The 16,031-nt window shown below is 40.7% G+C and carries 9 protein-coding genes and 1 pseudogene; 3 read left to right on the plus strand and 7 right to left on the minus strand.

All coding sequences use genetic code 11. The features are described 5' to 3' along the window. Positions 1–16: 16 nt before the first annotated feature. Both GXP67_RS26080 and GXP67_RS26085 read right to left on the minus strand, forming a co-directional pair. Positions 17–802, minus strand: a complete 786-nt coding sequence (locus GXP67_RS26080; RefSeq protein ID WP_394351985.1) for a helicase-related protein — start codon at positions 800–802, stop codon at positions 17–19. Positions 803–874: 72 nt separating this feature from the next. Next, positions 875–1,395 (minus strand): annotated as a pseudogene (locus GXP67_RS26085) (DEAD/DEAH box helicase); the annotation flags it as partial. A gap of 370 nt (positions 1,396–1,765) precedes the next feature. Between GXP67_RS26085 and GXP67_RS26090 the strand changes: the two are divergent. Beyond that, complete coding sequence (locus tag GXP67_RS26090; protein WP_162445843.1) at positions 1,766–5,272, plus strand: VCBS repeat-containing protein; 3,507 nt, start codon at positions 1,766–1,768, stop codon at positions 5,270–5,272. Between the two features lie 288 nt (positions 5,273–5,560). Here the strand turns inward: GXP67_RS26090 and GXP67_RS26095 are convergent, their stop codons facing one another. Together GXP67_RS26095 and GXP67_RS26100 are read right to left on the minus strand one after the other, a co-directional pair. Beyond that, complete coding sequence (locus GXP67_RS26095) at positions 5,561–6,697, minus strand: Kelch repeat-containing protein (protein WP_162445844.1); 1,137 nt, start codon at positions 6,695–6,697, stop codon at positions 5,561–5,563. Positions 6,698–7,224: 527 nt separating this feature from the next. Then, positions 7,225–9,288: a M13 family metallopeptidase gene (locus GXP67_RS26100; RefSeq protein WP_162445845.1), complete on the minus strand. Its 2,064-nt coding sequence runs from the start codon at positions 9,286–9,288 to the stop codon at positions 7,225–7,227. 272 nt (positions 9,289–9,560) lie between these two features. Here GXP67_RS26100 and GXP67_RS26105 point away from each other — a divergent pair, with 272 nt between their 5' ends. Continuing rightward, on the plus strand, positions 9,561–10,823 hold the full coding sequence (locus GXP67_RS26105) for a hypothetical protein (protein ID WP_162445846.1): 1,263 nt from the start codon (positions 9,561–9,563) through the stop codon (positions 10,821–10,823). Positions 10,824–10,849: 26 nt separating this feature from the next. On the opposite strand, the gene GXP67_RS26110 is transcribed toward GXP67_RS26105, so the two are convergent. Continuing rightward, positions 10,850–12,853: an ATP-binding protein gene (locus tag GXP67_RS26110; protein WP_162445847.1), complete on the minus strand. Its 2,004-nt coding sequence runs from the start codon at positions 12,851–12,853 to the stop codon at positions 10,850–10,852. A gap of 677 nt (positions 12,854–13,530) precedes the next feature. Between GXP67_RS26110 and GXP67_RS26115 the strand changes: the two genes are divergently transcribed. Further along, the gene (locus GXP67_RS26115) at positions 13,531–13,794 is read left to right on the plus strand and encodes a hypothetical protein (RefSeq protein ID WP_162445848.1); all 264 of its coding nucleotides are present in this window, start codon (positions 13,531–13,533) and stop codon (positions 13,792–13,794) included. A 187-nt stretch (positions 13,795–13,981) separates the two neighbouring features. Here the strand turns inward: GXP67_RS26115 and GXP67_RS26120 are convergent, their stop codons facing one another. Next, on the minus strand, positions 13,982–14,884 hold the full coding sequence (locus GXP67_RS26120; RefSeq protein WP_162445849.1) for a hypothetical protein: 903 nt from the start codon (positions 14,882–14,884) through the stop codon (positions 13,982–13,984). A gap of 49 nt (positions 14,885–14,933) precedes the next feature. Then, complete coding sequence (locus tag GXP67_RS26125) at positions 14,934–15,713, minus strand: peptidylprolyl isomerase (RefSeq protein ID WP_162445850.1); 780 nt, start codon at positions 15,711–15,713, stop codon at positions 14,934–14,936. Positions 15,714–16,031: the final 318 nt, after the last annotated feature.

Below are 16,031 nucleotides of genomic sequence, written 5' to 3' on the forward strand. Positions count from 1 at the left end.
ATATATTCCATACCTATTACTTCACCAGAGATGCCCTGATCTTATTGCCTTTGATTTTTACCTGATTGAGTATATCAACGAGTGCTTTACCTTCCTCAAAAGGAACAGCCACATAACTGAAATGGTCGAATATTTCGATTTTGCCGATCTGATTAGCCTGTAACTGGGTTTTTGCCAGAATAGCCCCTACAATATCTCCAGCGCTCATCTTTTCTTTCTTGCCTGCTTTCAAATGAATGGTAATAAATTCAGGGGTGGTTGCCATGGTGGTTCTGGTTTCAGAAAGTGATTTCTGATGAAGCCAGTGTATATCTTTTATTTGTTGCCATTTTTGCAGGTATTTTTCTTCCGTTTCTGATAAAAATAAATACACTACTCCACTTTTGCCGGCTCTTCCGGTCCGGCCGCTGCGGTGCAGGAAACTGGCTTCTTCCCGCAGGATTTCCAAATGTATCACTACATTCAATTCTTCAATGTGTAAACCTCTGGCGGCAAGATCTGTGGCTACCAGATAGGAGATAGAACCATTTCTGAATTTTGCCATCACCTGATCACGGGTAGGCTGATCCATCGCTCCATGTAAACCTGCCACCGGAAATTCCTGCCGTTTCAGCAAATCCGCTATTTCATCCACCCGTTCTCTGGTGTTACAAAAAATAACGATTCTCTCCTGTTTGAGTGTAGAAAGAAGCCGCAATAGTAAAGATGGCTTGGCTTCAGCAGAAATACGGAAAGCTTTGAATTCAATTTTGTCTGGATTAGCGGCAGCATTGGTGCGGATAAAAACAGCGTAATTCAACACAGCTTTTACCAGTTGTTCGACAGCCGGAGGAAAAGTAGCCGAAAACAGGAGATTTTGCCTGTTTGCCGGAAGGTAGGTTATGATCTGTTTGAGCTGTTCTTCAAAGCCTAATGCCAATAGTTTATCTGCTTCATCCAGAACGATGCCACTTATATATGTTGGATCGAACGTATTCCGTTGCAAATGATCGAGCACGCGTCCAGGCGTAGCAATTAGAAACTGAGGGGGTTGTTTGAACGAATTTACCTCTTCCCGGAAGGAATGTCCCCATAAACGGTCACTGTTTTTAGCCCGGAAGTATATTTACCCAGCGATTTTAATTCTTTTTGTACCTGCATCACCAGTTCACGGGTAGGCACGATCACCAGAAATTGTACTTGAGTAAGCGGAATTTTCACCTGCTGTAACAGTGACAGTCCATAGGCGGCTGTTTTGCCACTGCCTGTTTCTGCTTGAGCAGCTATATCTTTCCTTTGTAGAATAAGGGGAATTACCTCCTCCTGGATGGGAGTAAACTCAGTAAATCCTATTTCCAATACAGCTTGTTGCAGAAAAAGGGGTAATATTTTAGAAAAGGAATTTGATTGGTTCATAATTATATTAAAATAGCAGGAGGGTACAGGAAGGATAATTCAAAAACATAATTTAATATTGAAATTATACATCTTATGGGTTCTTTTCCGCTATAAGTTATTCACTAATAAAGCGGATCGAATATGAACCGGATCTGAGTTCGAAAGTACAACTAAATTAAGAGTAATAATTTTTATTTTGTTTAAAGGATAAAAAGCATTAGGTAGCTTTACTTAATGCTTTTTTGTTTTCTCTCATCTTATCTTCCTCTCCTATACTCAGGACAAGTTTAATCTTAAAAACAAGCTGTATTGAAACCTATTTATATCATTATAATGAGTAATTTTGTAATTTATCCGGGATGCCTGAATTTGTCTTTTCACCAGTCTTATGAAAATTGCTTATACTTTAGTTGTCAGCTTACTTCTTCTGGCGGCTTGCCGACCTAACAACGATTCCCGGCTGTTTGAATTAGTTCCTGCATCTGAAACAGGAATCACTTTCGCCAATACCATCACCACCAGCGATAGCATGAATGCGCTCAATTTCGATTATATCTATAATGGGGGAGGAGTTGCTGTAGGGGATGTTAATAATGACAGTCTTCCGGATATTTATTTTACCGGCAATATGGTTTCGGGCAAGCTCTATCTGAACAAAGGTAATTTTCAGTTTGAAGATATTACAGAAAAAGCAGGCGTAAGTACTACCAAATGGACAACTGGCGTAGCGATGGTAGATATCAACACAGACGGATTGCTGGACCTGTATGTGTGTGTGGCCGGGAAAGATAGTACGCAAAGCGCCAACCTGCTTTTTGTGAGTAATGGCAACGGCACTTTTACAGAAAAGGCAAAGGAATATGGTCTGGCTGATACCGGATATAGTACACAAGCTGCTTTTTTTGATTACGACAATGATGGCGACCTGGATATGTATCTGCTTACCAATGCCTACGAGAACTTTAACCGCAACATCACCCGCCCGAAGTTTACAAAGGGCGAAGGCAAAAGCACCGACCGGCTGTACCGCAATAATGGCGATCATACCTTTACGAATGTTTCGAAAGAAGCAGGTATTCTGGTGGAAGGGTATGGCCTGGGAGTGGCCGTGAGTGACATTAACCAGGATGGCTGGCCCGATGTATATGTTGCCAATGATTTTCTCACCAACGACCTCTTATGGATTAATAACCAGAACGGTACGTTTACAGAATCCGCAGCCAGATATATGAAACACCAGAGCCATAATGGGATGGGAACTGATGTAGCTGATTATAACAATGATGGACTGGTAGATATAGTCGTGCTGGATATGTTGCCGGAAGACAACCTGCGTCAGAAAACTATGTTTCCTGCTCCCAACTACGACCGTTTTGAACAAACGCTGCAATACGGCTATATTCCGCAGTATATTCGTAATACCCTGCAACTCAATAATGGCAACGGCACTTTCAGCGAAATTGGCCAGCTGGCAGGCATTCACAATACCGACTGGAGCTGGAGTGCCTTGTTTGCCGATTATGACAACGATGGCCTGAAAGACCTGCTGATTACCAATGGCTACCGCAAGGATGTAACCAATATGGATTTTATCACCTATAGCCGTGAAAATTCCATGTTTGGTACAGATGAGACAAATAAAAAAAGAATGGCCGGTGAACTGGATAAACTAGCCGGAGCCAATGTGCATAATTATATCTTCCGCAACAAAGGCGACCTTACCTTCGAAGACAAATCGCTGACCTGGGGCATGAGCGAACCTGGGTATTCTAACGGAGCTGCCTATGCCGATTTAGACCAGGATGGTGACCTGGATCTGGTGGTGAATAATATTGACCAGAAGGCTTCTATTTACCGCAATAATGCAGATAAAGTGCTTACTCATACTTATCTGCAGATAGAACTAATCGGTACTGATTTGAACAAACATGGGATAGGTACTAAAATTGAGCTCGTGAGTGGCGGCAAAAAGCAATTTCAGGAACAAACCTTATACAGAGGTTACAAATCCACGGTAGATCCGCTCATCCATTTTGGCCTGGGTTCGATAACAAAAGTGGATACACTCACTGTTACCTGGCCGGATGGTAAACTACAACAGTTGTACAATGTTGCGGCTAAACAACGCCTGGTAATCGATTACAAACAATCCAAAGTTCCAGAGTCTGTTCAAGTTCCTGCTCACATTCCCTCTCAAACCCTGTTCACTAATATTTCCGGCAGAAATGGATTGGTTTATAAACACCAGGAATCAGACTATGTAGATTTTAAGATTCAACCCCTGTTACCGCATAAATTCTCGCAGAATGGTCCGGGCATAGCAGTGGGGGATGCAGATGGCAATGGACTGGATGATGTATATGTAGGGGGCGCTGCCGGAAAATCTGGTGTTCTCTTTTTTCAATCTTCTTCGGGTACATTCGAAAGCCATGAGGTTGCCAAACAACGGGAAGAAGACATGGGAAGCCTGTTTTTTGATGCCGACAAGGATGGTGACCTGGATTTATATGTGGCAAGCGGTGGCAGTGAGTTTGAAGAAAATTCCGCCTATTACCAGGACCGGCTGTATGTAAATGATGGCAAAGGAAATTTTACGCACCAGTCTGCTGCCTTACCTGAGATGCGTACCAGTGGTTCTTGTGTAACCGCCGCAGATTATGACCAGGATGGTGACCTCGATTTATTTGTAGGGGGCCGCATTGTTCCTGGGAAATATCCGATGCCTGCCAGAAGTTACATTTTACAGAACAATGGCGGAAAGTTTACAGATATTACGGCCCAGCTTTGCCAGGAATTACAGAAGCCAGGTTTAGTAACAGCTGCTCTGTGGACAGATTTTAATAATGACAACCAGATAGACCTGATCGTTACCGGCGAATGGATGCCAGTGAGTTTTTTTGAGAATAAAAATGGCAGATTAACTAATGTTACCAACAATGCCGGAACCGCCCAGGCTACCGGATGGTGGAATAGCCTCACCTCCGGAGATTTCGACCAGGATGGGGATATGGATTATGTAGCCGGAAATCTGGGACTAAATACCAAATACAAAGCTTCGGAAAAGGAGCCAGTTTGTGTGTATGCCAAGGATTATGACCAGAACGGCAGCATTGACCCGATCTTGTGCTATTATATTATGGGGGAAAACCATCCCACTCATCCCCGCGATGCCCTCATTGACCAGATCAACGGCATGCGGGGCCGTTTTCCCAGGTATGAACAGTATGGAAAAGCAACGTTAGATAAAGTATTAACAAAACAAGAACTGGAAGGAGCGCTGGTGGTAAGAAGTGAATATTTTCAGTCGGCATATATAGAAAACCAGGGAAATGGAAAATTTGTAATGAGGCCGCTTCCTATACAGGCACAGGTTGCCCCAGTTTTCGGTATGCTCTCCCGGGATTTTGATGGAGATGGACAACTGGATGTGCTGCTGACTGGAAACTCGTATGCTGCCGAAGTACAAACCGGCCAGTATGATGCTTCTGTGGGCTTGTTGCTGAAAGGAGATGGCAAAGGTGATTTCTCTCCGGTGCCAGTGACCAAAAGTGGTTTTTTTGTAAACAAAGATGCCAAAGGAATAGCAGAACTTATGGATAGTAAAGGTAATCCGCTGGTACTGGTAGCTTGTAATGCCGATAGCCTGGAGTCATTCACGTATAAATCGACCACTGAATCCATTAAACTCCTGCCATCTGACCAGTACGCCATACTTACACACAAAAACGGGAAAAAGAGCAAACAGGAATTTTACTATGGCTCTGCTTATTTATCTCAATCTGCCAGAGTGTTAAAACTATCTGAAGATATAATAGCGGCTACCATTTATGAGTCAAATGGAAAAAGCAGGGTGGTTACTATAAAAGCCGGACTGGCTGTTATTAGACAGCCTTAAACAACTTACATAATCTCTGTTGTAAATGAAGATTTAAAAAAGCTTGCAAAAAAAGAAAAGTACCTAAGTGTCAGGTATAGATTCAATTTAAATGGAAAAGACACAACTTTTGTTTGTTCTTATAACTTTACAGTAGTAAAATGAATTTGAAACAGTCAGCCAGAAAGAATACATGTTAGTATGGTTCATAAAAGCAGGAACAATTACTTTAATGCCATTATTTCTGACTGAAGGCTGCGAGGATAAATAGATTACGTGCGATATTTTATTGGCTAAAGTCCGCTGGCACTAGGGTTGTTTAGAAATCCATGCCTGATCCTTGTCAAAGGCCAATGTACGGCCATCCTTAAGGATAATAGATGAAATATACGTTTCAGTAAAAGGAGAAGGTACAACTTTAGTGGAATCAAAGGGGTTGCCCATTAATACTACTTTTTCGCTGGCTAAATCAAATTTATACCGTTGCAGGCGTTCATCGGTAAACCAGATGTTACCCACTTCATCAGTACCAATCACCGTTTGCATGCCCATCGAAAAAGCAGTAAAGCCTCCTTCCGTATTCATTACTTTGGTTAAACTATTATTAGCCGGATTAAAAAGCGTTGGCGGAATAGCGCCATTATTAACTGTAGTTCCCAGTGAACCACCCATCAGCAAGAGTTTGCCATTGCCTGTAGCAGCAGACTGGGTGTTAATACCTGCAATATTAAATGGATTACCAAGCTGTATGGGCTCGTTTTGACCGCTTGAATTTAACTCATATATGATGGCTTTTCCCTGGTAATAGCTATTGCCGAGTATCATAAACTGGTTGCTATTGGGCAATTGATGTACGGTACCAAACCGTACACTGCTTGTGCCGCTGTTCAAACTAAAAGTTTTGAATGATTGCTGCTGGTCCCAAACTGTCAGCGAACTGCGGCCTACAATAATCACCTTTCCATTACTTAGTTCGCATGCGCCACTAACCGTGAGCCAGTCCCCAATGAGGCCACCATGTTGTCCGATAGAATAAAAGTGATTTTTAACCGGGTCGAATACATTTACAATAGCCGATGACCTGTTGAATAAAATCATATGCCCGTTTTTTAACCGGAAAAATCCACTTGGTGAGCCTTCCGGGCTTTTGTCAGAAACAATCGTCCACGTATCTGTAACCGGATCATACACTTCTGTTGACAGAGAACTTGAACTACTTCCATTTGATAAATACCCTCCGGTTAGAATCACTCTTCCATCAGCCAGTAAGCCTACAATGCCTTCATTACGGGGCTGGTTGGGCATAGCGGCTTTCTGCCAGAAAGCCGTTACCTCCCCAGACTTATCAGTGGGAGTAGCCACTTCCTGTGTGCAGGAAATAAGACAACCAAGTAGTGTAGCTACGGCGAAAATTTTTGCCAGGTATTGAATATAGAAATTTTTCATCCGATAGTAGGAGTTGAGTAAATAGTCCTGAAACTTAATAAAGCAGGTCATTCAACTGATAACCAGTATTGTATGGGAATGTATGCCTATCAGGGGAATAGATCAAAAATAACCAGGGTGATTAAAGTAGTTCCTGCATTTTAAACTCTCTTTTCCCTAAAGTAAGATAAGCGCATAAGTAGATAAGCACAGGTAGAGTACTGCTTAAAAAAAAGCTGAATATTGTCTTTGGAATGGAAAACAGGTATGTGCAATCACAGGCACAATAGAAAAGCCGACGTAATAAATTGATGGTAAAATATAAATGGTTAATGGCTATTCGTTCTCTCTGTTATTTCTATCACTGAATTCATATTACAGGTTGAAAGGATTTTAGATTAGATACCAAAAGAAACGATGCTTTATTTCTTTCCTGAACGTTATAGAGAACATAATTCTTTGTAAGATCATATAACAAATAATGGCCACACCTTTAAAGATGCAGCCATTAGTTGTTAACAGAAATCTGGTAGTAAACTTCTGGTTCACTACCAGATTTTAACCCGTTTCTCTGGCGCCAGGTATAATGAATCGCTGGGTTGAATGTTGAAAGCTGTGTAAAATTCAGGAATATTCCGTACCACGCCATTTACCCGGAATTTGGCAGGGGAATGCGGATCAGTGTTTACCTGGTTTCTCAAAGATTCTGCTCTGGCAATATTCAACCAGGCTTGCGCCCAGCCAATAAATACCCGTTGATCGCCGGTAAATCCATCAATCACCGGAGCAGGTTTGCCATTCAGGCTGGTTTTATATGCTTTGAGTGCAATGCTTAATCCACCCAGATCGCCAATGTTTTCACCCAGTGTATATTCTCCATTTACATTCAGATCATCAAATACTTTAAATGCATTGTATTGGGAAACCAGCGAAGTGGTCCGCTTCTTAAACTCTAATGAATCTGTTGAAGTCCACCAGTTGCGCATCACCCCATCTCCATCAAATGTGCTTCCCTGATCATCGAAGCCGTGCCCGATCTCATGGCCGATTACGCCGCCAATCCCGCCATAATTTACCGCATCTTCCGCATTCATATCGAAGAAGGGTGGTTGTAGAATAGCAGCCGGAAAAACAATCTCATTCAAAGGCGGATTATAGTAGGCATTTACGGTTTGTGGCGTCATGCCCCACTCATCCCGGTCTACAGGTTTGCCCAGTTTTTTAATATTGCGGTTATATTCAAAAAGTGTAGCCCGTTTTGCATTGCCATACAAGTCGTTTTTTGCAATTTTAAGTTCAGCATAATCCCGCCATTTATCCGGATAGCCAATTTTAGGCGTAAATTTACTCAGTTTATGCAGTGCCTGTTTTTTGGTATCTTCACCCATCCAGTCGAGTTCCTTAATACTACTTTCATAGGCTTTCAGCAGGTTTTTTACAAGCGCCTCCATCCGTTCTTTCGCTTGTGGCGGAAAGTGATTTTTTACATATACCTTGCCTACCATTTCTCCCATACTGCCGTTTACCATATCCACCGCCCTGCGCCATTGCGGACGTTGCTCTTGTACTCCATTGAGTGTTTTACTGTAAAACTCAAAATTTTCTTTATCTAAATCTGTATTTACTATGGTAGCCGAGCCATGTACCACACTCCAGGTCAAGTAGGTTTTCCAGGTGTCAATTGGTGTGTTTTTAAGGATGTTGTTCAGGCTTTTGGTATATTCTACCTGTGTTATCACTACACTATCCTGCTTTTCTACCTCAGAGGCTTTTAAATACGTATTCCAGTCGAAATGAGGCATCAGGTTTTTTAAATCTTTCGCTGCATACTTATTATATAAGGCCACAATATCCCTGGTTTGTTCTTTTTTCATGTGTTTGGAAGCCATTTCTGTTTCCAGAGCCATAACCTTTCTTGCTTTCGTTTTGCTGTCAGAAACTCCTGCCAGTTTGAGCATATTTTCAATGTGGGTTACATACTTACTGCGGATGTCTTTCGATTTGGCATCATTGAGAAAGTAATATTCTCTGTCGGGCAAACCCAGTCCATCCTGCCAGGTATGAAGCATATATTTCTTAGGATCTTTAAAATCCGTTTCTACACCCAGGGTAAATGGAACCAGATTTCCCATCTGATTGGCATAGGCAAAGTACGCAGGCAGGTCTTTGTGACTGGCGATGGCATTCACCTTACTGAATTCGGCAGCCAATGGAGCAATTCCTAAAGAATCTCTCCCTTTCATGTCCATATAAGACCCGTACAGATCACCAATTTTCTGCTCGTCAGATCCGTCAGTAAACTTTCCGGAGGCAGCCGCTTCAATAATTGCTTTTACATCTTCCTGTGCTTTATCGTCCAGCATGTGAAAAGCGCCATACGAAGATTTGTCAGCCGGAATTTTTGTTTTTTTTGCCCAGTTACCATTGGCATAGGCAGTAAAATTGTCGCCGGGTTTCACAAGCGTATCCATGTTTTCAAATTCGATCCCCGATTGGAGAGCTTGTTCTTGGGTATCCGCTTGTTTTTCTGCCGTATTATTGCACGCAGATGCCCAGAGAAGCGAGCATACAAGCGTAGCAGCTTTCAGGTAGGAAATAGGGTTGGTGATCATAAAGTTATACGAAAAAGCGTTTGATGTAAATAAGGTTGCAGGAGTAGATGCTAAAATAATTAAAGTAACTCATGCGCCGGTTCAAATAGTTTTGAAAAGTAAAACTAACAAACAAAACCCAGTATGTTATAATCTATTCGTTTATGTATCGAGGAAGGATATATTTTCCCCGACGAGGCTTAACAGGATATACAGTCAAAACCCTTAACTTGCCATAGTATATTATTAACCTAGACCATTAATTATGGTTAAATAGATTCATTTTACTGTTTATGAAAGGTTTTTTCTGGATAGGAATATGTATTATCGCAATGGCTGGCAGGGCTTCTGCGCAGGATACAGCGGTTGTTGCAAGTATCAGGCAAGAAGTCAGGATCTATCCGGCTTGGCGCAGTATTTTGAGTGACGAGAGTTTTCCGGATTATATAGAATCAGATACGCTCTGGCAATCTTCGGTTAAAACTACTTTACAACAATTACTTAAACAGAAGTTTGGGGTAAGCCAGGTTTTGTTTACAAGATCTAATCCGGTAACGTACCAAGTTACAGGCAATGCTTCCCTTTCTAATACTTCTTTACCAGCAACCACAGGTGACCTGATGGTAGATATTTATATGGTAATTAATCTGACCACTACATCTATGGATGAAACTGGGATTCCATCGAAAAACTTTAATCAGACGTGCCATATCCGGGTAACAAACAGGGAAAATAAGCCCGTATATGAAAGTACAACCGTTGTTCCGTTTCGTACCAGAGTAAACCCTGAAACCGGCATATATGGGATCGCTGAATTAAGTGCTACTAATATGAAGCAACTTTTTGAAGTATCACAGGCGGCTGCATTTGCATATACATCCAAAAAATTACCTGTCCGCACCTATGACCGGCCAGCTATTTCACACGATAAATACAAAGCGTTCCTTGAAAAAGCACAACTATTTTCCTTGGAAGAATTTGCACCAGATGTGCCTTTGCAAAAAGGACAGCCGCAACAAAACCGGTATAATTTTCAGCCAGCGAAAAAAAATGCCAATGCCATGAAGCTAAGTTTAACCAGAAATTATACTGGCAATATACATTCACCAGAAGATGGATATACCTGCCGGGCGCTACTTACAAATGATTTTAATGAAGCTGCTTACCAGATGTGGGCGACTTTTCAATGGAAAAACAGGAGGGAAGATTCTACTCTACCAGCCAATGATGAGAAACCGGAAGTGATAGTGAAGTGTTTTTCAGAGGGGTTGCAACTGGGCGACTTTACCTTAAGCTCTAAAAAATTTGAAGGCATGACCGGGTATACTTCTTTTACAATACATCAATCTGCTCCCAGATATACCTTAGAACTCCGGCTGAACAACCAGGTAAAAGCGCTGATCCAGAAAAGTGGTGTAAGCCGTTCAGCGCAAGATAAAGTTCAGCAATACTATCTATACCTTCCTACGGAAGCCAGCCAGGAAGAAAAAGCCGAATTGCTGACAATCTTTATGATTTACAAGGTAGCTTCAGAATTCGGGCAGGATTACCTGTAATGTAGGTATAGGTAGTATGCCTGAAACTAAGCGCTTATTCTTTTGTGTAACATAATTTCCAGGTCGGCTACAATAGTATTGCAAAAACCACTCATCTGTAGAACAGATTCCTCAAATAGTTGCGGCAGTGAAGAAGGATTTGCCAGTAGCTTGCGGGCATGTTCAATCTCATCAATTAAGGCTTTGGCATTCAGCATATGAAACAACGTTTTCATATAATGAGCCGCAGACTCAAGCTGGGCCTCATTTTTTGTCGAAAGCGCATTCTGGTAATTGGTTTTAAATTGCCTGAAAGAATGGATAGATAAATTCAGCATCTGGTACTGTGCTTCCTGATCACCGGCGCATACTTCCAGCAAGCCTTCATAATTCAGTTGTAAAGTAGCTACAGGATGTTTTTCTGGCATTGGCAATTGTTTTTGTGCAGTAGATTTAACTTCTATGCCGTTCAAACGGATATATTTGAGTATTTTCTGATACAATTCGTTGGGGTTAATAGGTTTGGCTGTAAAATCTGTAATGCCGGCCGCCATTGCCCGGTTATGTGTATCCAAAATTACACCTGCTGTTACGGCAATAATGGGAATATGGGCATTTTTGTCACCTAAGTTGCGAATAGCCCTGGTTGCTTCATAACCGCCCATTTCAGGCATTTGTAAATCCATCAGTATAATATCATAGGCTTTTATAGAAGCTTTATCAATAGCAAGCTTTCCATTGCTGGCATAATCAGGTTTTATGTTGAGTTGTTTAAGGAATTTGGTGGCTACAATCTGGTTAATCTCATTATCTTCCACCAGCAACAGTTTTACATGTCCCAGGTCAGTTCCGGCATAATCAACGGCTTCATGCACAGTTTCAATTTCTTCTTTTAAGCTTCTTTTGAACCCAAGTGTAAAGTAGAATACTGACCCTTTTCCAACACTGCTTTCAACATAAATCTGGCTGTTTTGTAGTTGTAGCAAGCGCTTTGTAATGGCAAGCCCCAAACCCGTACCTCCAAATCTGCGGGTGATATCTGTGTTTTCCTGGGTAAAGCTTTCAAAAATATAATCGAGCTTGTCTTTCGAAATTCCAATGCCGGTATCGATGATGGCAAAATTAAGCTTGAGGGTTTCTATATCTTCGCTTTCCAGCATAATATCGATAGTCACGCCCCCTTTTTCTGTAAATTTAATGGCATTGCTGATCAGGTTATTGAGTACCTGTGATAAACGTACCGGATCGCCTACCATCAATTTAGGCAAAGTGGGATCGAGGCGGATATGTAACCGGATACCTTTTTCGTCAGCTTTATAGTTAAGAGAGTTTTTAATATTATAAACGAGCTCTTTCAGATCAAAGGCTGTCTCTTCAAATATCATTTTACCAGCTTCAATCTTGCTCAGATCCAGAATGTCGTTGATAAGGACCAGCAGGTTCTCAGAAGAAAATTTAAGCGTTTTCAGATTATCAAGCTGATCAGGCCTTGGATTTTCCTGCATTAATAAATGAGTCATGCCTATTACCGCATTCATAGGCGTACGGATTTCATGGCTCATGGCGGATAGAAATTGCTGTTTGGCAAGCCCAGATTCTTCTGCATCCTGTTTGCCTTTAATTAAGGCTTGCTCTTGTATTTTCCTGTCCGTAATGTCTTCAAACGTGTACAGAAACTGATGGGGATTGCCTGATGCCAGCCGGCTTGTAATTCTGCGGATAACCCGGTCATTACTGAGTAAAAGTTCATCTTCAGCACTCAATCGGCCATTTTCAAACACAAGTTGATTCGTAAGCGTAAAGGTTTGCTGAGGGATTAATTGCTTTGAGAGGTGTGTAATCAATTCACTATGCGTGACTTTTCCTTTTTGAAGAGCATTTTCCAGATTTTCTAATTGCCATAATTTACAGAAAAGATAATTGCTATACAGTATAGTATTTGTATGAATATCAGCAGCGTAACAAGCAAAAGGGAGCGAATTTAGTACCTCGTTTGCCGGGGTAACTGGTGTTTCTGAAATGGTTCTGTTCCTTTGTAAAATTTGTATCATGTATGTATAAAAGGCAACTAATGTATCATTCTGATTTTTATACCTGGCAGGTATAGATTTTTATAGTGATATATTGCATTTTCTGGTATTACATTACACACGTTGGAAAATGCTGCTTTTATCCTGCGTATATACCCCTCCATTCTGGCTGCGTTTCAATGGCATTAGATCGAGTTCAAAATCTTATTCCAAAGTTTTAATAACGTATTGAATATGTGACTTCGAATTCTCAATCGTTCGCCTCTGCAACATGGATTATAAGCTTACAGCTGATTTTTTTGGTCGTATGTGTTTGAAACTTATTCAGAACAAGAGTTTATTCCTTGAACCTGTTTTCCGGGTCTTTCAATCAGAAGTCTTCTATATAAATGTAACTAAATTCAGAACAGCCTGTGTAGGTATATCTTGCACTCCTGTTTTGCTGCCAGCTAACATCACGGAAAGAAGTGCAGAGTTAATTTAGTATTCAGATAATTCAGCCGTAAAAATTACTTTCCTGGCCATTTAGTTATTTTACATAAAACAGGTAAAAGGACTTGCCATTTTATCTTTTCATAGGATGTCCCAGACGGGCATCATTAAATAATATAATTTTGTAACAGCAAATGATTATTTACGTAGAATGATACAAATGCCGCATTGAGCCGGTAATTAATTTTCGATCAATCCTGACAGCTATGGAATATTTTGGAAGAAAAATGAGAATAAATACCCTGATAGGTTTACTAAGCCTGTCGGTGATGTTTGGCGCTTGCGATAGTACAGAAAAGAAACGTCAGAAAAATAAGGATGCCGCTCCTACAGAACGGTTTGAGGAAGCCAGCAGGGCCGATTCTCTTTCTAACAATGATGTGAATTCTGATAATGATGGCAATGACGGAACAGCTAACGGCAGTATGCCTGAAAATGTAACAAAGCAAAAACCTAAAAATGATAATTAAGATTACAAAAATGCATTAAAAAGCCTTACAGCATTGTTGTAAGGCTTTTTATTTACACTTCTCTCAAATAGCCGAATCATTCAGATAATAATAAGTTAAGGCTAATCTGAGGAATAAGCTATTAATCTTCAATGCGTATTTTTCCGGTTAGCCAGGGCTTTCCAGGTAAATACAGATTCATTCCTGTCTAATTTTCGATATCAATCAGGCTGTTTCTGGTTTCTACAGAATTAAGTCCGATTTTATTTCTTAGTTCATTTACCTGGCTCAATTCTGCTCTGGCAGGAGAATTCATGTAGCCATATCCTGTTTCTGTGCGGTTAGATTTTACTGCTAGATACCAGTCATCGATCATGGCAAATTCCCAGGGCGACATTTTTCCTTCGCTGATAGCTATAAGTAATGCCGGTTTGAGAAACTGGTACAGTGTATCTTTTTGAACATATGCTGTTGAAATAGAATTGTGATGACTCATAATAGTGGCCATCCAATAATTATTACCTATGAATTTTTCACCGGGGTAGCCTTTTTTCTGCAAAATCCGTGTAAACTCTGCCATCTGCCTTTCACTGTGAGGAGCAAATCTTCTTTCTGCATACCTATCTTGTTTTTTTGGAGTAAAGGTGAATAAAGCTCCCAAAGCTTTCCATTGGTCTCTGGCAAACATCTTTTTTACTTGCTTGCGAACTTGCTGGTCAAATCCATTTTCATACTGTTTGCGAAGGGATGGATATTCTTTTCTAATCGATTTCCATACTGGTTCCTTGCGTAGTTTTGCTAAAAACTTATTCTGTTTGATTGATTTTATACTCCAACCTGCCGCCATTCCCTTCTTGAGATAATGTGTAGCTTTTTGCACATCATTCACCAGTAAGGCAAGCTGGGTTGCTACCTGGTAATCTTTTACAAATACAAAGTCATAACTGCTGAAGATATTTTCATACATAAGCAGGGCATCTGTATGTTTTTTATCAGCTATCAGATTTTCTGCTTTTATTACTTGCTGGTGATAAGTTGTGTAATCCTGAGCTGACAAAACACTTGCATCTGCCAGCAAGAACAAGAAAACGAGAATAGTTAGAATCTTCATGCCATCATATTTCTTTCATTTCGCATTTAAAATTTAATTGAGATAGCAATTATCTGGGTAGTACTTCCATTTTTATATTTACTTCTTCCAGGGGCCATTCCCGTTTATCCGTTTTAAGCGAAGCGATTTTATCCACCACATCCAGCCCTTCAGTTACTTCCCCGAAAATAGTATAACGTCCATCCAGCTGAGGTACCCCACCAATAGTTTTATAGGCTTGCCGTTGTTCCGGAGTCAGGTTAAGTTTGAATTCTTTGCTGATGGCATCTAGTTGGGAATCCTTAAGTTTGGTGCCTTGTACAATAAAAAAATAATGCGAAGAAGACCCGGCAAGGCTATCGAATTTAGCCATAGCAACAGCTCCTCTTTTATGAAAAAATTTAGCATTCGGTTCTATTGGAACTGTATACCTATTAATACCCATTTTACGGTCGTCGGAGTCGCCGCCTTGAATCATAAAATCTTTAATTACCCGGTTAAATTCTCCCTGGTCGTAAAATTTGTTTTTTGCCAGACGGATAAAATTTGCCCGGTGTAATGGAGTTTCTTCAAACAGACGTATTTTAATATCTCCTAACCTGGTATGAATAATCACCTGGTTTTCGGGATTAGCTTTGCCATAGGCAGTTAATACTTCCCTTGCATTTTTCTCAGTGACAGGATTTTCCAGCAGGGGTTCGCTTTTATCTTTTACAGTACTCGGTTCAGAGGTATTTTTTTTGAGGGTTTTCTGATAGGCTTTTTCCAGGCGGTCGTTGGCAGAATTGCCGCAAGCAGCCAGTAGTAGCACACAACTCAATATAAGCAGGTAATGCAATTTTTTATTCATGGGTCATCCAATTAAATTTGTCACCCAATTCAGGGGCGGCACCTTCAAAAATAGTAATTTCTATTTGAAAGAATCTGAGTTTCCGCCTGATTTTGTCTTTTGGAAAACTCTTTACTGGCTCTTATTACTTTATTATTGGTTTTTGAACTGAATGAGTAATAGTGATAATTTATATTTTATAAGCAAGCCGGTTTGCCCAAAAATACTTCATCGTAAAAAGCTTTACGTTCTTTGTTTCAGATAATGAAAAGTAGAAAAGATAACTTATTATAATACTGCTTATTAGCTTTGAAAATGATTGGCCATCTATGCGGATAG

Source organism: Rhodocytophaga rosea, from assembly GCF_010119975.1.
Taxonomy (GTDB): domain Bacteria; phylum Bacteroidota; class Bacteroidia; order Cytophagales; family 172606-1; genus Rhodocytophaga; species Rhodocytophaga rosea.